The 23,583-nt window shown below is 69.7% G+C and carries 14 protein-coding genes; 8 read left to right on the top strand and 6 right to left on the bottom strand.

The annotated features are described in order from the left end of the window. The first annotated feature begins 111 nt into the window (after positions 1–111). A complete protein-coding gene (locus ACFWBN_RS16650) occupies positions 112–834 on the top strand; it encodes a FadR/GntR family transcriptional regulator (protein WP_385177082.1) in 723 nt (240 codons plus the stop codon). 33 nt (positions 835–867) lie between these two features. Here the strand turns inward: ACFWBN_RS16650 and ACFWBN_RS16645 are convergent, their stop codons facing one another. Beyond that, positions 868–2,733 carry an alpha-L-fucosidase gene (locus ACFWBN_RS16645; protein ID WP_385177080.1) on the bottom strand — a complete coding sequence of 622 codons (1,866 nt, stop codon included), beginning with the start codon at positions 2,731–2,733 and terminating at the stop codon, positions 868–870. 598 nt (positions 2,734–3,331) lie between these two features. Here ACFWBN_RS16645 and ACFWBN_RS16640 point away from each other — a divergent pair. From ACFWBN_RS16640 to ACFWBN_RS16615, 6 genes are all read left to right on the top strand, one after another. Then, a complete protein-coding gene (locus tag ACFWBN_RS16640; protein WP_385177316.1) occupies positions 3,332–4,789 on the top strand; it encodes a non-reducing end alpha-L-arabinofuranosidase family hydrolase in 1,458 nt (485 codons plus the stop codon). Between the two features lie 247 nt (positions 4,790–5,036). Beyond that, a complete protein-coding gene (locus ACFWBN_RS16635) occupies positions 5,037–7,022 on the top strand; it encodes a beta-galactosidase (protein WP_385177078.1) in 1,986 nt (661 codons plus the stop codon). Positions 7,023–7,038: 16 nt separating this feature from the next. After that, entirely contained in the window at positions 7,039–9,174 is a 2,136-nt protein-coding gene (locus ACFWBN_RS16630) for an alpha-galactosidase (RefSeq protein ID WP_385177076.1), read from the top strand. Between the two features lie 44 nt (positions 9,175–9,218). Further along, the gene (locus tag ACFWBN_RS16625; RefSeq protein ID WP_385177074.1) at positions 9,219–10,733 is read left to right on the top strand and encodes a glycoside hydrolase family 43 protein; all 1,515 of its coding nucleotides are present in this window, start codon (positions 9,219–9,221) and stop codon (positions 10,731–10,733) included. 46 nt (positions 10,734–10,779) lie between these two features. Next, positions 10,780–12,534: a cellulase family glycosylhydrolase gene (locus ACFWBN_RS16620; RefSeq protein ID WP_385177072.1), complete on the top strand. Its 1,755-nt coding sequence runs from the start codon at positions 10,780–10,782 to the stop codon at positions 12,532–12,534. A 182-nt stretch (positions 12,535–12,716) separates the two neighbouring features. Further along, a complete protein-coding gene (locus ACFWBN_RS16615) occupies positions 12,717–13,733 on the top strand; it encodes a LacI family DNA-binding transcriptional regulator (protein WP_385177069.1) in 1,017 nt (338 codons plus the stop codon). An 87-nt stretch (positions 13,734–13,820) separates the two neighbouring features. On the opposite strand, the gene ACFWBN_RS16610 is transcribed toward ACFWBN_RS16615, so the two are convergent. The 5 genes from ACFWBN_RS16610 to ACFWBN_RS16590 all read right to left on the bottom strand — a co-directional run bounded on the left by ACFWBN_RS16610 (position 13,821) and on the right by ACFWBN_RS16590 (position 20,355). Then, entirely contained in the window at positions 13,821–14,537 is a 717-nt protein-coding gene (locus ACFWBN_RS16610; protein WP_385177067.1) for a hypothetical protein, read from the bottom strand. 126 nt (positions 14,538–14,663) lie between these two features. Further along, positions 14,664–16,649: a beta-galactosidase gene (locus tag ACFWBN_RS16605; RefSeq protein WP_385177065.1), complete on the bottom strand. Its 1,986-nt coding sequence runs from the start codon at positions 16,647–16,649 to the stop codon at positions 14,664–14,666. Positions 16,650–16,691: 42 nt separating this feature from the next. Beyond that, positions 16,692–17,618, bottom strand: a complete 927-nt coding sequence (locus tag ACFWBN_RS16600) for a carbohydrate ABC transporter permease (RefSeq protein ID WP_385177063.1) — start codon at positions 17,616–17,618, stop codon at positions 16,692–16,694. Further along, complete coding sequence (locus ACFWBN_RS16595) at positions 17,615–18,673, bottom strand: ABC transporter permease (protein ID WP_385177061.1); 1,059 nt, start codon at positions 18,671–18,673, stop codon at positions 17,615–17,617. The genes ACFWBN_RS16600 and ACFWBN_RS16595 overlap by 4 nt, the downstream gene beginning before the upstream one ends. Beyond that, positions 18,673–20,355 carry an extracellular solute-binding protein gene (locus ACFWBN_RS16590; RefSeq protein WP_385177059.1) on the bottom strand — a complete coding sequence of 561 codons (1,683 nt, stop codon included), beginning with the start codon at positions 20,353–20,355 and terminating at the stop codon, positions 18,673–18,675. The genes ACFWBN_RS16595 and ACFWBN_RS16590 overlap by 1 nt, the downstream gene beginning before the upstream one ends. Before the next feature lie 332 nt (positions 20,356–20,687). Here ACFWBN_RS16590 and ACFWBN_RS16585 point away from each other — a divergent pair, with 332 nt between their 5' ends. After that, positions 20,688–23,510 (top strand): glycoside hydrolase family 3 C-terminal domain-containing protein, encoded by a 2,823-nt coding sequence (locus ACFWBN_RS16585; RefSeq protein WP_385177057.1) that lies wholly within the window; start codon positions 20,688–20,690, stop codon positions 23,508–23,510. Positions 23,511–23,583: the final 73 nt, after the last annotated feature.

Genomic DNA, 23,583 nt, shown 5'->3' with positions numbered 1-23,583 from the left:
ATGTCTTACCGTGCTGCATGACGGGCGCGAGCCATCAAATGCGCGCATCCCCGTATGATCAGCGTCACCCGCGGCATGCGGCTCGGGGCGCGGTGGGCGGAGGGATGAGCGGTGTCTCTGACGGACAAGGCCATCGAGCAGATCCGTGAGCTGATCCGGACCGGTGCGCTGCCGCCGGGCTCGAAGCTCCCGCCGGAGCAGGACCTGGCCGCGCAGCTGGGACTCTCCCGCAACCTCGCCCGGGAAGCGGTCAAGGCGCTGGCCGTCGCGCGGGTCCTGGAGGTCCGGCGGGGCGACGGCACGTACGTGACCAGCCTCCAGCCGAGCCTGCTGCTGGAGGGGCTCGGCGGCGCGGTGGAACTGCTGCAGGGCAACTCGGTCGCCCTGCAGGACCTCATGGAGGTACGGCGGCTCCTGGAACCGGTCGCCACGGCGCTGGCCGCGACCCGCATCACGGACGCCCAACTGGCCGAAGTCGAGCACCACTTGGATGCCATGCGCGAGGCCCGCGACGACATCGAACAGCTCAACGCCCACGACGCCGCCTTCCACCGCGCCGTCGTCTCGGCCACGGGCAACGAGACCCTCCTCACCCTCCTGGAGGGGATCTCCGGCCGCACCCTGCGCGCCCGCATCTGGCGCGGTCTGGTCGACGACAAGGCCGCGGACCGCACCCTCGCCGAGCACGAGACGATCTTCAACGCACTGTCCAGCCGTGACGCCGCCCTCAGCCAGGCCGCCGCACTGCTGCACGTGAGCAGCACCGAGCAGTGGCTGAGGGAACACCTGCATTCGGGCGAACCGCTCCCCTTCAGGACGACACCGCGGCACTGACGGGCGGGCGCCGCCCGCCCGGATCGACGCGCCCTAGACGGGCCGGTCGTAGACCTCCAGGCTGCGGATCGAAGCCCAGGCGCCGCTGGAAAGACCGGTGACGGTCACCCGCACATAGCGCGCCTGAGCGCGGAAGACGGACATGTGCACCTGACCGGTGTCGGTGGTGGCGGTCAGGTCCGCCAGGGTGGTCCAGCCGGCGTTGTCGGTGGAGCCCTCGATCCGGTACCGGTAGTTCGTGGCCGCGGACTCCCAGGCGATACGGGTGCCGGTGAGCGACCTCTCCGCCCCCAGGTCCACCTTCAGCCACTGTCCCGTGTTGCCGTTGTCCGCGCACCAGCGGGTGGCGGTGGAGCCGTCGACGGCCTTGGCCGCGGTATTGCCCTTGGAGGTCTCCTCGCTGCCGGCCGTGGCCGTCTTGCCGGCGGCGATGTCGGCCGGCTGCACGGAGCGGTCCAGCGTGACGCCTACGAGGCTGTCCTCGGGGATGCGGGTGCGGTTGATGCCCGTGACCGTCACCCCGCCGTCCGCGCCGACGGTGTACGGCAGGCCGGCACCCGTGGCGACGTCGAAGACGCGGGTGACCTGCGCGTCCCCGATGGACGGAGTGGTGAAGCCGGTGCCGCTGTAGCCGGGCAGCAGATGGACGTAGAAGGTGCTGTCCTTGTACGTGAAGCCGTACTGCCCGTCCACCGGTTGCCACGGTCCGCCGCGCGTGCCGTAGACGGCCTGGCCGCAGGTGGAGAGGAAGGAGCCGACCCTGCGCACCGCCGCCGCCTGATCGGCAGGTACCGCGCCCGTACGGTCCGGGCCGACGTTGAGCAGGCAGGTCATGTTTCGCACCCAGGCGTTGACCAGGACGTTCATGATCTCGCCGAAGCTCATCACGGACGCACCGGACGTGTGGCCCCAGGCGCCGCCGATGGTGAAGCACTTCTCCGCCAGCTTGCCGGTGCGGATCGCTCCGCTCGGCACGGAGCCGCCTTCCTCGCTGGTGAAATCGCCGATCCAGCCGGAGCGCAGGGTGGTGACGATGTCGGGCTGATGCTTGCGCACCATGCCGGTCAGCCCCAACGGCCTGCCGGTGACGGAGTCGGTATCGCCGTAAGCCGAGTCCACCGGCCACTCGTTGGAGGAGGAACGGAACTTGCCGGGCTCCCAGAAGAAGGCGGCGTCCGCGTCGGTACCCGTCTGGCCGAGCCAGCCGCCGTCCCACCACAGGTCGTCGATCTTGCCGTACTGGGTGACCAGCTCCTTGACCTGCTGGTACACCTCGTTCTTCATGATCCGCGCATTCTCCTTGTGCGCGGGATCGGTGACGTAACCCCAATTGTTCGGCAGGCAGTTGGTGCCGCGGACGTCGTAGTAGCCGGGGTAGCGCCAGCTCAGCGGCGAGTAGTACAGGCCCACCCTCAGCCCGGCGTCGCGCACGGCGGTGACGTACTGGCCGACGAAGTCGCGCTGCAGGGGCGCCTGCCCGGCATGCCAGGCGTTCGGGTGCGTGGACGGCCACAGCGCGAACCCGTCGTGGTGACGGGCCGTGAGCACCGCGTACTTGGCACCCATGTCCTTGGCCAACTGCGCCCAGTCGGCAGGGTTGTACGCAGTCGCGGTGAACTGCTCGCCGTTGGCCTCGGTGACGTACTTCCTGTAGCTCTCCGGCGTGATGGCGGCGTTCTCCATGTACCACTCGCCCTTGGCCGGGCCGGAGTAGACGCCCCAGTGGATGAACATGCCGAGCCTGGCGTCCTGCAGCCACTGGATCTTCTCGTCGGACTGCTGCTCGATGTCCAGGTCCGACTTGGGAATCCGTAGCGGGAGAAGGGGCACCGGCTGGGAGGAAGAGGCAGCGTGCGCCGGCGTCGCCGGCGTCGGCGAGACGGCTGCGGCAACCGTCATGGCAGCCATGCCAGTCAGCACTTTGCGGCGACCGATCGGTGGGGACAAGGCTCTCTCCTGACTGTTCGCGGAGCGGCACGGGCGGGCCGCACAGCCCAAGACATGGGATGTATTAGTGGGTACAGAGGAGGATTCTGTCCATAGGTGGGACATGAATCCTTAATCTCACGGGAGTTGAGGGTCGCCCTCCCGGTCGCCGCGCCACTCATCATGGGATGTATTTATCCTCGGGCACCTATTGACGAGTGCATTCCGCTTGCCTACTGTCCTGCGACGGAACCCGGTCCCGACGGCGTCACGCCGACCCGGACCAGCGATCCCGAGCTGCCGGCCGCCGACCCTGGCGCGGCACCTACCGCGAGGCACCCGCACTGTTCAGGCGCGACGGCGCCCTGTGAGAGGGGCGTGCCCGGCGGACGTTCGGTGTCCGCCCGACATTCACTTCAGCGCGGCCACATCCGTCTCGGGGCACACCCCAGCGGACGGGCGGCCGCACCCCGCAAAGGAGAGACAGATGAACGGCATGCCGAGGGCAGGCAGGGTCCCCTGGTGGGGGCGGGGGTGGCGTTCGGGGGTGCTCGTCGTGGTGACCGTGTTGATGGCGACGCTGTTGAGTGGGCTTGGCGCTGTGGGGGCGGCGCGGGCCGCCACGGTGGATACGGGTGCGTGGTACGTGCTGGTCAATCGTGGCAGTGGCAAGGCGCTCGATGTGTCGGGAGCAGGTACGGCTGACGGGGCGGCCGTGTCGCAGTGGGCGCGTCATGACGGGGCCAATCAGCGGTTCCAGTTCGTCGACTCGGGTGATGGTTTCTACCGGTTGAAGGCGCAGCATTCGGGCAAGGTGCTGGACGTCTACAACTTTTCCACCGCAGATCATGCGGACATCGTGCAGTGGAGCGATGGGGGCGGTGTCAATCAGCAGTTCCGGTTGGCGGACTCGCCGGACGGTTACGTGCGGTTGGTCAACCGCAACAGCGGCAAGGCCGTCGAGGTCCAGAACGCCTCCACCGCGGACGGCGGCAAGGTCGTGCAGTACACCGACTGGGGCGGAGCCAACCAGCAATGGCAACTCGTCCGCGTCGACAACGGCAGCGGCACGCTGCCGTCGACGTTCCGGTGGTCCTCCAGCGGCGTCCTGGCCGGTCCGAAGCCGGACGCCCAGCACTCGGACGTGACGGCGATCAAGGACTTCTCGATCGTGCGGTACAACGACCAGTGGCTGACCTTCGCGACCACCGCCGGCCCGTCCGGCTGGGGTCTGGCGCAGTTCAACTTCGGCGACTGGTCCCAGGCCGCCTCCGCGCCGCACACCTACCTCGACACGTCACCCATGGGCCCCGGCTACCGGGCCGCACCCCAGGTGTTCCACTTCGCGCCGCAGAACCTCTGGTACATGATCTACCAGACCGGTCCGCCCACCTACTCCACCAGCACCAACCCCGCCGACCCGCGCTCGTGGTCCGCACCCCGCCTCCTCATGTCCGAGGAGCCGCAGATCGTCAAGGACAACAAGGGCCAAGGCACGTGGATCGACTTCTGGGTCATCTGCGACAGCAGCAACTGCCACCTGTTCTTCAGTGACGACAACGGGCACGTCTACCGCGCCCAGACCGGCCTGGCGAACTTCCCGAACGGCTTGGGGAACACGCAGATGGTGATGTCGGACACGAAGAACAACCTGTTCGAGGCGACCAACGTGTACAAGGTCTCCGGCAGCAACCAGTACCTGCTGCTCCAGGAGGCCATCAGCAACACCTCGGGCCGGCGCTACTTCCGCTCCTTCACCTCGACCAGCCTCACCGGCAGCTGGACCCCCCTGGCCGCCACGGAGAACGAGCCCTTCGCCGGCCGTAACAACGTCACCTTCCCCGGCGGTGCCTGGAGCGAGGACATCAGCCACGGCGAGATGGTCCGCGCCGGCAACGACCAGACCCTGATCATCGATCCGTGCCGACTGCAGTACGTCTACCAGGGCATGGACCCCAAGGCCCAGGGCGACTACATCCGCCTGCCCTGGCGGATGGGCCTGCTCACGCAGACCAACTCCCGCTGCTGACGGCTCGGGCCAGCATGGCTGTCGAAGCGCTTCGATATTCCGTTCTCCCTGGTGAGATACCCATTGACCAGTAGAGAGAACCGCCTCGTGGCAGGCGGCCCTTGTTTCACACGAAACTTGTCCGTTACCTTGCCTCGGGAAGTGAAGCGCTTCGATAGCCTTCCTTCGAGGGCGAACGAGTACTGCCACAACCGGCCCTGACGGGCCGCCAGAGCACGACTCCACTCTCCGCACCCAAGGAACCGTCATGACGACTCGTAGCATCACCGACCGCCTGGGCGGCCTGGCCTTCGGCGGGGACTACAACCCCGAGCAGTGGGACGAGCCGGTCTGGAAGGAGGACGACGAGCTCATGCGCAGGGCCAGGGTCAACCTGGCCACGGTGGGCGTCTTCTCGTGGGCCCTGCTCGAACCGGAGGAAGGACGCTACGACTTCGCCTGGCTCGACGCCCACATCGACCGCCTGCACGCGAACGGCGTGGCCGTCGACCTGGCCACCCCGACCGCTTCCCCGCCGCCGTGGTTCACCCTGGCCCACCCCGACGCGCTGGCGGTCCGGGCCGACGGCACCCGCCTCGTCCACGGCAGCCGCGACACGTACTGCCTCGCCTCCCCCGCCTACCGCCGCGCTGCCCGCCGGATCGCCTCCGCGCTCGCCGAGCGATACGCCGACCACCCCGCCCTCGCGCTGTGGCACGTGCACAACGAGTACGGCACGCTCTGCTGGTGCGACCACACGGCCGCTGCGTTCCGGGTATGGCTGCGTGCCCGTCACGGCTCACTGAACGCGCTCAACGAGGCCTGGGGAACGGCCTTTTGGGGCCAGCGCTACACCTCCTGGGAGCAGGTGCTGCCGCCGCGCGCGACGCAGTACCACAAGAACCCCGGCCAGACGGTCGACTTCCACCGCTTCTGGGGCGACGAGATCATCGCCGCGTACTGCGAACAGCGCGACGCGATCCGCGCGCACAGCGACCGCCCGGTGACGACGAACCTGATGCTGCCCTACTACCTGAGGCTCAACCTGTGGGCCTTCGCACGCGAACTCGACGTCGTCACCTCCGACCAGTATCCGTCCGAACCCGGCCTGGACTCCTCCGCCCACGTCGCCTTCTACGCCGATCGCTCCCGCTCCCTGGCCGCCGGCCGCCCGTGGCTGCTGATGGAACAGGGCACCAGCACCCTCTACGACGGAGACCAGGTGCTCGGCAAGGAACCCGGCGAGATCCTGCGCCACAGCCTCGGCCACATCGCGCGCGGTTCGGAGGGTGCCCTCTTCTTCCAGTGGCGCCAGTCCCGGGCCGGTGCCGAGACCTGGCACTCGGCGATGCTGCCGCACGCGGGGCCCGACAGCCGTATCTTCCGCGAGGTCACGCAGACCGGCGAGGCGGTCGCCCGGCTCGCCGAGTTGGCGGGATCCACGGTCACCGCGCCGGTCGCCGTACTCGACGACCCGGACGCCATGTGGGCGCTGGAGGTGGACGGCCTGCCCTCCGCCCGGCTCGATTACCACGCGCCGCTCGCCGGGGCACACCGGGCGCTGTGGGACGCGGGCGTCACGGTCGACTTCGCCCACCCGGAGCACGAGTTGAGCGGCTACCGGCTGGTCATCGCCCCGTCCTTGTTCCTGATGTCGGACAAGGGCGCCGAGAACCTGCGCCGTTACGTCCAGGGCGGCGGCACGCTCCTGGTCCAGCACGCGAGCGGATTCGTCGACGACCGCGTGCACGCCCGGCTGGGCGGCCATCCCGCGGGCCCGCTGCGCGAGGCGCTGGGCATCCGCGTCGAGGAGCACCGGCCGCTGCGGACGTGCGAGCGCATCACCCTGTCGGACGGGTCGCACGGCACGGTCTGGAGCGAGTCCCTGCGCACCGAGGGCGCGGAACCGCTCGCCACCTACACCCACGGCATGCTGACGGACAGCCCCGCCCTCACCCGGCAGCGCTTCGGCACCGGACAGGGCTGGTACCTCTCCACCCGCCTGGACGACGCCGACTACGCCGCCCTGGTCGGCCGCCTGCTGAAGGAGGCCGGTGTCGAACCGGACGTGCCGGGCCTGCCGTCCGGTGTCGAAGCCGTCACCCGACGCGCGCCCGACGGCCGCCGCTGGCAGGTCCTGCTCAACCACACCCCCGAGGCCGTGCCCTTGCCGGCCCCCGCCCACGACCTGCTCACCAATGCCCTCGCGCACGAACTGCCGCCCGGCGGTTGCGCGGTTCTGCGCGGGCACTGACCTCGAAAGGGCCGCCATGACCAAGGAACGAGGGACCCTCCACTGGGGGCACGAGGCCCTGCATCTCACGATCGTCTTCGATGACGACGGCAGCGCCCGCCTCACGCACCTCGGATTACCGGGCGAAGCGCAGACCGTCTCCGGCGCATCCCTGCCCCTGGTGGAGGTGACGGCCGCGGGTCACGGGCGTCGCTGGTCGGGCGACCGCCTGATCGGGACCGATCTCGGCGGGCGGCTGCGCCACCGGAGCCACCGCGCGACCCACGACGACGAATGGCACACGCTGACCGTGCACCTCCACGATCCGGAAACCGGGCTGTCCGCCGAGGTGGTCTACCGGTCACCGCACGGCATCCCCGTGCTCCGCAGCGAGGTGACCCTGCGCAACGAAGGGCAGGCCACGCTGCACCTGGAGTCGGTCAGCTCCCTCTCCGTGGGCTGCCTCACCGCGCAGGACCCGGCGGCCATCGACGCCGCGGACCTGCTGTGGGCGGAGAACGACTGGCTCGCCGAATGCCGCTGGCGGCAACAGCCGATGCGCCTGACCACACCGGCCCACGGCGGACGGGTGAGCCGCGCGAACGGCAGAGCCGGCTTCGCCCTCAACGGACAGGGCGCCTGGTCGAGCTGCGGACGCCTCCCCATGGGCGGACTGACGGACCGGCGCACCGGCCGCACCTGGGTGTGGCAGATCGAGCACAACGGCGGGGGCTGGCGCTGGGAGTGCGCGGAGCACGACCGGGCGGTCTACGCGGCGCTGTTCGGTCCCACCGCCACCCACCACGGCTGGCGGCACTCCCTCGAACCCGGCGCCGCCTTCCGCACCGTACCCGCCGCCCTGTCCTTCAGCGCCGACGGCGGCCCCGACGCCGCGTTCGCCGCGCTGACCCGCTACCGGCGCGCCCAGCGACGCCCGCATGCCGACCACCGGCGCCTGCCCGTCATCTTCAACGACTACATGAACTGCCTGATGGGCGACCCCACGACCGAGAAGCTGATGCCGCTCATCGACGCGGCGGCCGACGCGGGCGCGGAGTGCTTCGTGATCGACGCCGGCTGGTACGACGGCGACAACGGCGGCTGGTGGGACAGCGTCGGCGCGTGGGAGCCCGCCGCCCTCCGGTTCCCCGGGACGCGCGGGATCCACGAGGTGCTGGACCGCATCCGGGAGCGCGGCATGGTTCCCGGCCTGTGGCTGGAGCCGGAAGTGATCGGCGTACGCAGCCCCATGGCCAAGTCCCTGCCCGACGAGGCGTTCTTCCGCCGCGCCGGCGTCCGCGTCACGGAGGCCGGCCGGCACCACCTGGACCTGCGCCACCCCGCCGCCCGCGCCCACCTGGACCAGGTCGTGGACCGCCTGGTCGGCGAGTGGGGCGTCGGCTACCTCAAACTCGACCACAACATCGACCCCGGCTCCGGCACCAGCGCCCACCCCGGCGAGACCCCGGGCGCCGGTCTGCTCGGCCACAACCGGGCGCACCTCGACTGGCTCGACGGCGTCCTCGACCGTTACCCGCACCTGGTGCTGGAGAACTGCGCCTCCGGCGGCATGCGCTGGGACGACGCCATGCTCTCCCGGATGCAGCTGCAGTCCACCAGCGACCAGCAGAACCTCCACCTCTACGCGCCCATCGCGGCCTCCGCGCCCACCGCCGTCACCCCCGAACAGGGTGCCGTGTGGGCGTACCCCCAACCGGAGGACTCCCTCGACGAGGTGGCCTTCACCATGGCGGGCGCGCTCCTCGGCCGGATCCATCTCTCCGGCCGCATTCCCGAACTCGAGCCGGAGGCCCGCGCCCTGGTCCACGAGGCGGTGGCGGTGTACAAGGCCATCCGCGCCGACCTGCCGCGAGCCGTGCCGTCCTGGCCACTGGGCCTTCCTGCCTGGGACGACCCCTGGATCGCCTTGGCCCTGCGCACTCCCGCCACCACCTACCTCACCGCCTGGCGCCGCCCCGGAACCGACGCCACGGCGACGCTCCGGCTGCCCCACCTGCGGGACACCGCCGCCCGTGTCGAGTTGCTCTACCCCTCGGCGAGCCGAGCCGTTTCCGACTGGATGCCCGACACCGCCGAAGTGTGGCTGACCCTGCCCACCGCGCCGTCCGCCGTCCTGCTGCGCATCACCCCCACGGACCGCGGCGCTTCCTGAACCACCCCCCGCCCGCATCACGCATCGACGAGAGGACCCATCGGGTGCCCCCACCGCACCGGCCGGACGGACGCTCCGCCAACCCCGTGATCCCCGGCTTCCACCCCGACCCCAGCGTCTGCCGGGTCGGCGACGACTACTACCTGGCCTGCTCCAGCTTCGAGTACTTCCCAGGCGTACCCCTCTTCCACAGCCGTGACCTGGTGCACTGGACGCAGATCGGCAACGCCCTGGACCGGCCGGAACAACTGCGTCTGCCCGCCTCCATGCCGTCCTCCGGCGGGATCTACGCCCCCACCCTGCGCCACCACGACGGCCGCTTCTGGTTGATCGTCACCAACTGCAGCGAGGGCGGCGGCAACCTGATCGTCACCGCCACCGATCCCGCCGGACCGTGGTCCGACCCCATCCGGGCGCCGGGTGTCCCCGGCATCGATCCCGACCTGGTCTGGGACGAGGACGGCACCTGCTGGTGCACGGTCGCCGGGGTTTCGCAGGTCCGCATCGACCCGTCCACCGGGCAGACGTACGGAACACCGCACCGGCTCTGGTCCGGCGGGCCCGGCGCCAAGGCCCCGGAGGCGCCGCACCTGTACCGGATCGGCGACTACTGGTACCTGCTCATCGCCGAGGGCGGCACCGAGCGCGGCCACGCCGTGTCGATCGCCCGCGGCCGTACGCCTGCCGGCCCGTTCGAGCCGTGCCCGGCCAACCCGATCCTCACCCACCGCGGCACCGACCACCCCGTCCAGAACACCGGGCACGCCGACCTGGTCCAAGGCCCCGACGCCTCCTGGTGGATGGTGCTGCTCGGCGTCCGACCGGGCGGCGGCACGCCGGGCTGGCACGTACTCGGCCGGGAGACCTTCCTGGCCCCCGTGACCTGGGTGGACGACTGGCCGGTCGTCGGCGAGGTCGCCCTGGACCTGCCCGAGCTCCCGTGGCCGCTCTCCCCCGGCCCCGTCGAGGAGCAGCGGGACGACTTCGAGCTCGCCGAACTGCGACCGTCCTGGATCTCCCTGCGCGACCGGCCCGCCGAACACTGCACCACCAAGGAGCGCCCCGGCTGGCTGACCCTGCGCGCGCGGGGCGGCTCCCTGGACGAACCCGACGTGGTGTTCACGGGCCGACGCCAGCAGCACCTCGCGTGCCGGGCACGGACCCTGACCGACCCGTCGGAAGGGCGCGGCGGCCTTGCCGTCCGGCTCGACGAGCAGCACCACTACGCGATCGAGGCGTCCGGCACGGAGGTACGGGTCATCGCACGCGTCGGCTCCCTGCGCACGGTCGTGGCCGCACGGTCCGTGCCCGCCGGGCCGGTGGTCCTGGCCGTCACGATCACGGAACCGCCGTCTGCGCACGGGCCGTGCACCGGACCCGACGTCGTCTCCCTCGGCGTCGAACAGACCGACGGCACGTTCACCGAGCTCGCGACCCTCGACGGCCGCTACCTGTCGACCGAGGTCGCCGGCGGCTTCACCGGCCGCGTCATCGGCATGTACGCCGCGGAGGGCGCCGTCCACTTCGACTGGTTCGACTACGAGCCCCTCGACGGCTGAACCAGGCGGATCGGATCACCCGCACGACCGACCGAAAGGCATGTATATGAAGGACATACGGCACCCCTCGCAGCACCGCAACCGGGGCCCGGGCCGCCTGGCCGCCCTGCTGCTGACGCTGGTCGTCATGTCGGGGCTGACCGGCGGCGCCGCGCTGGCCGCGCCCGACCCCCACCAGAAGCCGTCGCGGCCGGTGGTCCGGGTTCCGGACAACCCCATGGACGCCGTCGCGCGGATGCAGCCCAGCTGGAACCTGGGCAACACTCTGGACGCCATTCCCAACGAGGATTCGTGGGGCAACGGGCAGACCACCAAGGCGACGTTCGAGAAGGTCGCCGCGGACGGGTTCCGCAGCGTCCGTATCCCGGTGACCTGGAACGACCACCAGTCCGCCACCGCGCCGTACACCATCGACGCCACCTACACGGCCCGCGTCAAGCAGCTCGTCCACTGGGCACAGGACAGCGGCCTGTACGTCGTGCTCAATGTCCACCACGACTCGTGGCAGTGGGTCTCGAAGATCTCCACCGACCACGACAACGTGGTCGCCCGCTTCGACTCCACCTGGAAGCAGATCGCGGTGGCGTTCCGGGACGAGCCGCGCACGCTGGTCTTCGAGGGCATCAACGAGCCGCAGTTCGACAACACCACGGAAGAGCAGAAGACCCGGTACCTGAATGAGCTTCAGGTCTCCTTCCACTCGATCGTCCGCTCCTCGGGCGGCGCGAACTCGAACCGCCTGTTGTCGTTGACCACCCCGTTCGGCAGCGGCGACCAGGCCCACATGGACGAGCTGTACAAGACGATCACTTCGCTGAAGGACCGTCAGCTCATGGCCCAGGTGCACTACTACGGCTGGTACCCGTTCAGCGTGAACGTCGCGGGCGGCACCCACTACGACGACGTCGCGCAGAAGGGCCTGGAGGACTCCTTCGCCGCCATGCACCGCACCTTCGTCGCCAGGGGCATCCCGCTCTACATCGGCGAGTACGGTCTGCTCGAGTACCCCAATCACTTCCACCCCTCCCGCATCGAGCGCGGCGAGGTGCTGAAGTACTACGAGCACGTGGGCTACGGGGCCCGCAGGTACGGCATCACCACGGCCCTCTGGGATGCGTTCGGCTACCTCAACCGCGACACCCTCGAGTGGCGCGACCCCGCCCTGATGAACTCGATCAAGTCGGCCTGGAGCACCCGCTCGGGCACGGCCTCCTTCGACAAGGTCTTCGTGCCGAAGTCCAGCCCGGTCACCGCCAAGTCGCTCACCCTGAACCTCAACGGCACCGGCTTCCGAGGGGTGTGGCAGGGCGGCACGAAGCTGGCCGCGGGTCGCGACTACACCGTCTCCGGCAACCAGCTGACCTTCACCGCCAAGGCGTTGACCCGCCTGGTCGGCAACCGCGCCTACGGCGTCAACGCGACGCTCCAGGCACGGTTCACCCGTGGACTGCCCTGGAACATCGACATCGTCACCAACGACGTTCCTGCGATGTCGGACGCCACCGGAACCACCGACTCGTTCGCCGTTCCCACCCAGTACCGGGGTAACGACCTGGCGACCATGCACGCCACGTACGCCGACGGCAGCAACGCCGGCCAGACCAGCTGGACCCCGTACCAGGAGTTCAACCAGGCCTTCTCGCCGGACTACCCGAACGGCGCGATCATCCTGACCCCCGCGTTCCTGAACGCGCTCCGCGACGGCGACACGGCGACGCTGGTCTTCCACTTCTACAGCGGCTCCACCGTCACCTACCACGTCACCAAGTCCGGAAGCTCAGTCACCGGTACGCTCTCCTGACGTTCCGCGCCCTCGCTCTGGCCGCCCGCTCCCCGGGCGGCCAGAGCACGTCCCAGACTCGCGTCGAAGCGCTTCGACGAAGGGATGGACACGCGCCGAGGCTGACGATAAGGTCGGCGTACATTTGCGCGTAAATGTTATGCGCACGCTGTCGAAGCGTTTCACAGTATCGGGAGAGCTGGATGGCAACCCTCGCCGAGGTCGCCCGGCACGCCGGAGTATCGGCGAGCACGGTGAGCTATGTCCTCAGCGGCAAGCGGTCCATCTCCTCGACCACCCGGCTGCGGGTGGAGGAGAGCATCCGCGAGCTGGGATACCACCCGAACGCCGGCGCGCGGGCCCTGGCCAGCAGCAGGTCGAACATCATCGCGCTGATGGTTCCGCTGCGCACCGACATGTACGTGCCGGTGATGATGGAGATCGCCATCGCGGTCGCCACGACGGCACGGGCGCACGGGTACGACGTACTGCTGCTGACCGGCGAGGAGGGCCCCGACGCCGTCCGCCGCGTCACCGGCAGCGGGCTCGCCGACGCGATGATTCTGATGGACGTCGAACTCGACGACGAGCGGCTTCCGTTGCTGCGCGGCACCACCCAGCCGTCCGTGCTGATCGGACTGCCCGCCGACACCGCGGGACTGACCTGCGTCGACCTCGACTTCAAGGCGACCGGCGCCCTGTGCGTCGAGCATCTGGCGACGCTCGGCCACCGCGACATCGCCGTCATCGGCGAGGCCCCCTCGGTCTACGAACGGCACACCGGCTTCGCCGAGCGCACCCTCGACGGACTCCGCTCCCGGGCACGGGAGTTGGACATCAGGGTGTTGCACCGGCCGTGCGGGGGCGGCTACGACGCGATGGCCGTCACCCTCGCCCGCATCCTCGACGAGCGCCCGCACACCTCCGGGTTCGTCGTGCAGAACGAGCAGGCGGTCGAGCCGCTGCTCACCCTGCTGCGCCGGCAGGGCCGCGCCGTGCCCGAGGACGTGTCGGTGATCGCGATCTGTCCGGACCAGGTGGCCGTCCAGGCCTCGGTGCAACTGACGTCGGTCTCCATCCCCGCGCAGGAGATGGGCAGGCACGCGGTGGAACGTCTGGTCGCCAAGCTCGATAGCCGCGGCACCGACGAAGTCGTGCTCATCGCACCCGAGTTGACGGTGCGGACGAGTACGGGGCCGGCGCCTTCGGCCGCCTCCTGACCCCGACGGCTTTGCCCGGCACGCGCTGAGGGCCGAGGTCGACCGCGCCCGAGGAGGGCGCGGACCGACCTCGGCCCTGGTGTTTGTTCAGCCGCCGCTGATGGTCAGGTTGTTGGTGGTGAAGTCGAGGCCGCCGGCCGACGAGGTGATCTCATAGCCGAACTGGACGTCGCCGATGGTCTCGTTGCCGGGCATCCAGCCCTTGGTGTACGCGATCCAGTGGAGGATCGGCTTGACGTCCACGGTGCCGGAGTTGGAGTCGGAGGTCCGCAGGAACGAGAACACCTGGTTGGACCCGTTGGTGCCCTTGTAGACGTTCCAGTTGTGGCCGCCGAGCGTGACGTTGGCCTGCCAGCTGCCGATCGGGCCGACGGCTCCGTTGTAGTTGACCCAGAGCATGATCTCGTACTGGTGGTCGGTGTCCCAGATGTCGTACGACGTGTTGTACGCGCCGGACGACGGGACGCTGACGTTGTAGTTGCTGGTGAGCCAGCCCAGGGAGTCGATCGTCTTGTTGATCGTTTTCGTTGAGTTGGCGTAGGACTTGATGCCGCCGGTGTTGGGATGGTTGGCCCAGACACCCCAGCCGGTGCCGGAGTTGGCCCAGATGCACTGCCCGCCGGCGCCGGAGCCCCAGATGTTGTTGTAGAGCGTGTAGCCGTCCAGGCTGGTACTGCCCCATGGGTCGCAGGAGTTCCAGACTGCTGCCGAAGCGGGGGCGGAGGCCAGGCCGACGGTGGCACCGAGAGCCATCGCCGGCGCCAGCACCGCCATGGTGATCTTGCGTATCGCGCTTGTGACCATGGTGTCCCTTCCATGGGTGGGGGGAATCGTGAAGGTGGTGCTACCACACCCCCTGGCGGAGGGCGTGGTCCTCTCCGGCGACGAGATCGATCGGCTGCGCGTCGCCGGAAGAAGTTCTGATCGCGGTCACGGCCGGAGCACCGCCACGCCGTAGCGGCCGAGGGTCACCCGGTCGGTGACGGCGGTCCCCGTCAGGAGGTCGTGGTGGGTACCGGGCACCTCGACGGTCACCGGCTCGCGACCGTGGTTGAGTACGAAGAGTGCCTCGCCCCGGCGGACGGCCTCGACCTGCTCGGGGAGGCCGTCGAGCACCGGCCGGGCGCCCGCGTCGGAGGCGATCCGGGCCAGCAGGTCGCGCAGCGCCTCCGGCTCCGGGAGCGTGGAGACGTACCAGGCCCGGCCCTTGCGCAGGACGGCGGGTAGTCCGTCGAGTTCGCCGCCCTTGTACGACACGGTCTCTTCGGCGGTGCCGTCGCCCTCCAGCTCCTCGGACCACAGGGACGCCCTGAATCCTTCGCAGGTGACGGTCTCCCCCGCGTCCAGCGGCCACCACTCGTGCAGCGTGCGGATGCCGAACAGCTCGCGCAGCCGGGGATCCATGCCGCCGGCGCGGACCCGGTCGTCCTCGTCGGCGACACCGGTCTGGAAGCCGCAGACGAGGGTGCCGCCCCGGCGGACATGGGCGAGGAGGTTGTCGATCGCCGCGTCGGTGAGCACGTACAGCTGCGGCACGATGACCACGGAGTACGGCGTCAGGTCGTGCTCGGGGTGGGCGAAGTCGGTGGTGAGGTGCGCCTGCCAGAGGGCTCGGTGCCAGGCACTCAGGATGTCCGGGTAGTCCACCTGGTTCGACAGCCGGCCGTCCTGGGAGCCGGCCCACCAGGCGTGCCAGTCGTGCAGGACGGCGATGTCCGCGGTGATGTTCCGGCCGGTCACCTCGGAGGCGATCCGCTCCAGCTCCGAGCCGAGCTGCTTGACCTCCTGGTGGGTCCGGCCCTCCTCCCCGGCATGGCTGACCATGCCGGAGTGGAACTTCTCCGCGCCCTGCCGGGACTGCCGCCACTGGAAGTAGCAGACGGCGTCGGCGCCCCGGGCCACGGCCTGCAGGGACCAGAGCCGGTTGAGGCCCCGGGGCTTGGGGTGGTTCACGCCCCGCCAGTTGACGGGACCGGCGGCCTGCTCCATGAGCATCCACGGCCCGCGCGCCTGGGAGCGGGTCATGTCCTGGACGAGGGCGCCGCTCTGCGCGCCCAGCGGGTCGCGCGGATCCGGGTAGATGTCGACGGAGACGACGTCCTCCTCCTCGGCCCAGCGCCAGGCGTCCTGGCCGATCGCCAGCGACGTGAAGTTGCTGGTGACCGGCAGGTGCGGGGTGTGGCGGCGGACGATGTCCCGCTCGGCGACGTAGCACTCCAGGAGCATGTCGGAGGTGAAGCGCCGGAAGTCCAGCACGTGCGTGGGGTTGCGCAGGTAGTGGGGCAGGCGGGGCGGCAGGATGCCGGCCCACGTGTCGTAGCCCTGGCTCCAAAAGGCATTGCCCCACGCCTTGTTGAGGGCATCGAGGGTTCCGTACTTCTCGCGCAGCCAGCGGCGGAAGGCGGCCGCGGCTTCGTCGCCGTAGTCAAAGGTGCAGTACTCGTTGTTGATGTGCCACATCGTCAGGGCCGGGTGGCCGCCGTAGCGGGCGGCGAGGTCCTCTGTGATGGCGGCGGCGTAGCGCCGGTAGGTGGCGCTGGAGTGCGAGAAGTGCTGCCGGCCGCCCCACCACTCGGTGCGGCCGTCCTCGGTGACGGGCAGGGTGTCGGGGTGCAGCCGGCCCATCCAGGGCGGGGGCGAGGAGGTGGGGGTGGCGAGGACGACGCCGATGCCGTTGTCGTGCATCAGGTCCATCAACGTGTCCAGCCGGCCGAACTCCCGTGCACCGGGCTCCGGTTCCAGCATCGACCAGGAGAAGACGCCGAGGGTGACCGAGTTGACCCCGGCCGCCTTCATCAGCCGGACGTCCTCGTGCCAGGTCTCTTCGGGCCACTGCTCCGGGTTGTAGTCGCCGCCGAAGAGCAGACGGCCTCGTGTCGCGTCACTCAGGGCGGGCCTGAGGTGAGACGTGCTCATGACATACCTCGGTCTTTACGAAGGGGAAGGTCGAGCTGGGCATCAGCCCTTGACGGCTCCGGTGAGCATGCCCTTCTTGAAGTGCCGCTGGACGAAGGGGGAGGCCACCGCGACGGGGATCAGCGCGAGGACCATGACGGCCATCTGCAGCCCCAGCGCGGAGAGTTGCCCCGTGCGGACCGCCTGCTGGAGGCCGGTCGGCGCCTCGGTGTTCTTCTGGACCAGTTGGATGAGCACGTTCTGCAACGGCAGCATCTCCTGGTCGGTGAGGTAGATGGAGGCGTTGAACCAGGAACTCCAGTAGCCGACCGCGTAGAACAGTGAGATGACGGCCAGCACCGCGCGCGACAGCGGCATGATGATGGTCAGCAGGATGCGCAGGTCACTGGCCCCGTCGATGCGGGCGGACTCGATGAGTTCGGGCGAGATCCCCATGAAGAAGGCCCGCAGGACGAGGATGTTGAAGACGCTGACCGCGCTCGGCAGGACCAGCGACAGATAGCTGTCGGTGAGGCCCAGCGACTGCACCAGGAGGTACGTCGGAATGAGCCCGGCTCCGAAGAACATGGTCGCCAGCATGGTCATCAGGAAGAACCGATGGCCCAGGCTCCCCGGCCGGGACAGGCCGTAGGCCGCCAGCACCGACACCGTCATCGAGAACAGCGTGCCGAAGAGCGTGACCCCGACCGAGACCATGATCGCCCGGCTGACCTGGCCGCCGCCGAGCAGTTCGGTGTAGTTGACGAAGGTGATGCCCTGGGGGATCACGACGAGGCCGCCGGCCCGGTCGATCACGGGTTTGGGAGAGAGGCTGGTGACGATCACGATCCACAGCGGACCGAGCACGCCCAGGCAGCAGAGCAGGAGGAATCCGCTCTTGGCGGTGAGTCCCACCTTGCTCGGCGGCTCCTCCCACGTGGGGCGGGCGGGAGCCTTGAGACTGCGGACGAGCTGCGTGTTGAGGCTCATTTCTTGTACACCCCCTGCTCGCCCAGCAGGTGCGCGAACTTGTTCGCGCCCAGGACGAGACAGACTCCGATGAGTCCCTTGGCCAGGCCGACCGCGGCCGCGTAGCTGAAGTCGCCGTTCTGGATACCCATGTTCCACACGTACGTGTCGAGGACCTCGCTGGCTCCCGCGCCGACCGCGCCCCGCTGGAGCAGGAACTGCTCGAAGCCGACGCTCAGCGCGTCGCCCACCCTGAGGACCAGCAGCAGGGCGATCACCGGGCGCAGCGCGGGCAGCGTCACGTGCCACATGCGTCGCCAGCGCCCCGCGCCGTCCATGGCGGCGGCCTCGTACAGGTCGGTGCTGACGGCGGACAGGGCCGCGAGGAAGACGATGATCCCCCAGCCGGCGTCCTTCCACACGGCCTGCGCGGTGACCAGGTACTTGAAGAGGTCCGCGTTGGTCATCAGATCGAAGCCGCTCCACCCGTGCTCCTCCAGCGTCTGCGCGATGATGCCCGCGCCGCCGAAGATCTGCTGGAACACGGTGACCACGAGGACCCACGAGAAGAAGTGCGGCAGATACATGATCGCTTGCGCCACGGCCCGCACCCGGGGCCGGATCACGCTGTTGATGACCAGCGCGAGGGCGATGGGGACCGGGAAGAACAAGACCAGTTGGAGCACGAACAGGACGATGGTGTTCTTCGTGGCGCTCCAGAACAGCGGGTCGTCGAGCGCTCGCGCGAACTGCTCCACGCCGACCCAGGGGCTGTGGAAGATCGCCGTGATGCCGTTGCTCGAAACGTACGGATCGTAGTCCTGGAAGGCGATGACGTTGCCGAGCAGCGGGACGTAGTTGAAGAGCAGGAGCAGGACGATGACGGGCAAGGTCATCAGGATGAGCGCGCGGTCGCGGCGCAGCCGGATCCGCCAGGGAACCTTGGCGGCCCTGCTCGTCCCTCGCGGCGCCCGCGTCTTCGCCGCGGCGGTGGCGGTGGCGACCGCGGCCCTCGGCTCCTCGACGGCCGCGGGGGCACGGGTCCCGTCGGGCCGGCTCCCGGCCGTGATGGACATCAGTTGCCGCTGCCGTTCTTGTCGAGGAGCTTCTTGTACCAGTCGCGCAGTTCGTCGCCGCCGGAGGACCTCCAGGTGGAGATGGCGGCCTGCACGTCGGACAGCTTCTTGTTGCCCCGCACGTAGTCGATCTGCAGTTGCTCGTGCTGGCTGGCGAGGTTGGCGTAGCGGGCCGGCTCGACGATCTTCATGCCGTAGGTGGACGTCTTCTTCATGAAGGCCCCCATCCGCTGCTGCCACTCGACCTGCTTGCGGGCGACATCGGGGAGGTCGGGGTGGGCGAAGTAGGGAGCCGGCGTCGCCAGCATCGTCCAGGCGTTGATCACCTCGGAGTTGCCCTGGTCGTTCTTGACGGGGACACCGTCCTTGACCGTGTAGTGGGTGCCCTCGACGCCGTAGTCGACGAGCATCCGCTCCTTGGTGCCGTAGGGCGCCGCCGCGAAGTTGGCGGCGGCCAGCGCGTTCTCCACCGTCTCCTTCGAGGTGCCCTTGCGGATCATCGACCAGATGTTGGCGGCCGAGGACGCGTACAGCGTCGGGTTGCCGCCGTCGGCGCCGAAGATGTCCATGGCGTCGATCTGGAACTCCGGGTTGGCCTTGGCCTGTTCGGCGGCATTGTTGTACCAGCCGGACAAGTCGCTGGCGAAGACCAGGATCTCTCCGGCGGTGAAGCGCTGGCCCGCGTCGCCGGAGCGCGCCCTGTCGTCGGGATGGACCACGCCGGCGTCGAACAGCTTGCGGGTCCACTCCAGGGCTTCGAGGTATTCGGGCCGCTCGATGCCGTACCTCAGCTTGCCGTCGTCGTCGATGTTCCAGCCGGGGGCGGCACCGAAGATGCCCCCCGAGACCCAGGCGATGTCACCGCAGGCCCACACCTTGGCCTTGGCGCTGGTGGCGTCCTTGGCCCAGCTGAGGAACTCGTCGGCCGACTTGGGGACGGAGTAGCCCTTCTTGTCGAAGATGTCCTTGCGGTAGTAGGGCACGATGAAGTTCGCGGGGGCGACGGACATCGGAATGCCGCGCAGCGCGCCGCCGATGATGGCCATGCGCCAGGAGTCGGACGGTATCGCGGCCAGGTTCGGGTACTTCTTCACCTTGTCGCCCGCCAGGTAGGGGCCGAGGTCCATGAACTTCGCGCCGGCCGCGTTCGTCAACTTGTTGTTGAGCAGTTCCCAGTCGGGCACGACCACCATGTCGGGTATGGAGCTGGAGGCGAGGACCGCGCCGAGCTTCTGGCCGTACGTGGTGCCGTCCTGGTTCTGCCAGGTGACCTCGGTGCCCGCCGCCGCGTCCACCGCCTTGTAGTACGCGCACCCGGCCTTCGGCGGGGTGCCCCAGAGCGGGGACATGATCGTCAAGGGAGCGCCGGTGCCGAGCTTGTCCGGGACCGAGGTGGCGAGGGCCGCGAGGTCGACCTTGCCGGTGTAGCCGGCTGACGAACCGTTCTTCGGCGGAAGGTCCGGCTTGGCGTGCGTGCTGGGGACGTATGTCGGGATCAGCTTGTCGGCGGCCTTGCCCGTCGTGGCGCCCTCCGGCGACCCACTGTTGTCCGAACCGCTGTTGTCCGAACCGCCGCAGGCGGTGAGCAGCGGCATTCCTCCGGCCACCGCTGCGGTGGCGACCGCCGTCGAGGCGAGGAAGGTTCTCCGGCTCGGTCCGGAGGAGGCGGCATTCGGCGTCATTGCGTCAACCCTTCATGGCGCACCTGGCACCCGGCGGTGGGCCGTCGGCTGCGGTGTCGTGACTGGAACTGACTGAGCGGAAGCGGACATCCGACCACTGCGACGTGCCACTGAGACGTGGAAGACAGTCGAAGCGCTTCGATGTTGCAGTGAGGTTAAGTGAACACCCATAGGCGCACAAGGGTCGCTTCCAAGATTCCTCCGAGGTCTGGAGGGGAGTCTGCGCATGCCCTGGTTGGGCGAGGGTATAGATCTCTTGACACTCGACCTGCTGGCTGGTGAGCATCGAAGCGCTTCGAAAAAACTCGACGCTCCACCCAAGGGGATCCCACGTGTCCGCACCTTTCCGCGATCCGCAGCTGCCATTCGCGAAGCGCATCGACGACCTTCTGTCCCGGCTCGCCCTCGACGAGAAGATCGGGTTCCTGCACCAGTTCGCGCCCGCCGTGGAACGCCTTGGCATCGCCGCGTTCCGCACCGGCCAAGAGGCCCTGCACGGCGTGGCCTGGATGGGTCCGGCCACCGTCTTCCCGCAGGCAGTGGGCCTGGGCGCGACCTGGAACACGGATCTCGTACGACGGGTCGGCGAGGCGGTGTCCAAGGAGGCCCGGGCGATGCGCGCCCGCGACGACCGCGTGGGGCTGAACGTCTGGGCCCCGACCGTGAATCTGCTGCGCCACCCTCTGTGGGGCCGCAACGAGGAGGGCTACTCGGAGGACCCGAAGCTCACGTCGGCCATCGCCACCGCCTACACGCGCGGACTGCGCGGCGAGCACCCGACCTACTGGCGCACCGCTCCCGTCCTCAAGCACTGGCTGGCCCACAACCACGAGACGGGCCGCGACGTCACGTCCTCCTCGGTCCGCCCGCGCGTCCTGCACGAGTACGACCTGCGCGCCTTCCGCGAGACGGTCGGGGCAGGCGCCGTGGCCGGTGTGATGCCGGCGTACAACCTGGTCAACGGCCGGCCGAACCACGTCTCGCCGTATCTGCGCGAGCATCTGCGCACCTGGACCGACGAGGAGCTGCTGGTCTGCTCGGACGCGGGCGCCCCCTCGAACCTGGTCGACTCCGAGCACTATTTCGACACCCACGAGGAGGCGACGGCCGCCGCGCTGCTGGCCGGCGTCGACAGCTTCACCGACCACGGCACCGACAGCTCGAAGATCACCGCACGGATCCGCGGCGCCCTGGAGCAGGGCCTGCTGACCGAGTCGGACGTCGACGCCGCGGTCCGCCGCCAGCTCTCGGTCCGTTTCCGCCTCGGCGAGTTCGACCCGGAGCACGACCCGCACGCGCTCACCACGGACTTCGACACCCCCGCCCACCGGGCCCTCGCCCAGGAGGCGGCCGAGCAAGCGGTCGTGCTGCTCAAGAACAGCGGTGACCTGCTGCCGCTCTCGTCCGGCACCCGGATCGCGGTGGTCGGCCCGCTCGCCGACGAGTGCAAGCGCGACTGGTACAGCGGCACGCTCCTGCACCGCAGCACGCCGCTGGCCGGCCTGTACGAGCGGTTCGGCTCGGAGCACGTGCAGTTCGCGGAGGGCGTGGACCGGATCCTGCTGAAGACCTCGGCCGGAACCTTCCTGCACGTCCCCGAGGCGGACGCCCGCGACGAGGTGCGCGGCGCCGAAGGCGCCCTCGACCCGGCCCTGCTCGCGGGCCGGACGGACCTGCCCCCGCTCACCACCGACGCGACCGGCACCGAGCTCTCCCTCGTCGACTGGGGCGGGGGCGTGCTGACCTTGCGCGCCCCCGACGGCCGCTATCTCTCCGTCGCCGAGGACGGCCGTGTCCGAGCCTCCGCCGACCAGCCCGGAGGCTGGGTGGTCCAGGAGACGTTCCGACTGGAACCGCATGGGAACGGGCACCTCCTTCGGCACATCGGTACGGGTCACCCCCTCTCTGTCGCCGCCGACGGCCTCGAGGTTGCCGACGGAAAGGGGGAGGCCTTCGAGGTCGTCGTCGTCGAACGCGGCGAGGACGCGGTGAACAAGGTCGCCTCGCAGGCGGACGTGGTCGTGGTGGTCGCCGGCAACGATCCGCACATCAACGGACGCGAGACCGAGGACCGTACGACCCTGGCCCTCCCGCCCCACCAGGAGCGCCTCCTGCGCGCGGCCCGCGCGGCCAACCCGAACACGGTGCTGGCGCTGATGTCGGCGTACCCGTACGCGGTCGATCACGCGGAGGTGCCGGCGCTGCTGTGGACGGCGCACGGCGGCCAGGCGGCCGGCAGCGCCCTGGCCCGGATCCTGGCCGGCGACGTCTCCCCCGCCGGCCGCCTCCCGCAGACCTGGTACGCCGATGACTCCGACCTGCCCGACCTCCTCGACTACGACGTGATCGGCGGCCGCCAGACGTACCTCTACTTCGAGGGCACGCCCCTCTTCCCGTTCGGCCACGGCCTGTCGTACGCGTCCTTCTCCTACGAAGGCCTCACGACCCGCGTCGAGGACGGGACCCTGCACGTGTCCTTCACGGTCGTCAACACCGGTGGCGTCGCCGCGGACGAGGTCGCCCAGCTCTACACCCGGGCGGTGGAGCCGTCGGTGCCACGGCCCCGCAGGGAACTGGCCGCGCACCGGCGCGTGACGCTCGCGCCCGGCGAGGTCGCGGAGATCGCCTTCCGGGTGCCGATGTCGGCCTTCGCCTTCTGGGACGTGGCGCAGGGACGTCAGCGGGTGGCACCGGGCCCCTACGAGATCCTCGTCGGAGCCTCCAGCGAGGACATCCGCCTGGCCGAGACCGTCGACCTCGACGGCGAACCGTCCGTCCCCCGGCCGGTCATGGCGGTCGGCCTGGACGCGGTGGACTTCGACGACCAGAGCGACACGGAGATCGTGGACCGCGCGAAGACATCGGGTGACTCCGTCGCCCCAGTGGCCGGCCGGAGGGGCGAGCTGGTGATCCGCGACTGTGACTTCGGGAAGGGGGCTGCCAGGATCACGGTGGAGGCCGCGGGTGAGGGCACGGTCGAACTCTCGCTGGGTGAGGGTCCGGTACTGGCCGTGCTCACGCTTTCCCCGAGCACGGCCGGGCCCCACGACTACGCCACGGTGAGCGCGCCCGTCGTCGTAGCGGCGGGTGTGCACGACGTCCGCCTCGGACTGCGCGGCCCGGTGCGGCTCGCGCGCGTCGCCTTCTCCGTCTGAGGTCACACTCCCGTGCGGAGCACATGAGCGCGGGGTGGCGCGCCAGAGGCGCGCCACCCCGGGCGCGGCGCGC

It is taken from the genome of Streptomyces sp. NPDC059989 (assembly GCF_042736975.1).
Classification (GTDB): domain Bacteria; phylum Actinomycetota; class Actinomycetes; order Streptomycetales; family Streptomycetaceae; genus Streptomyces.
The sequence above is the reverse complement of the archived record's forward strand: the minus strand, read 5'-3'. Positions and strand labels throughout refer to the sequence as shown.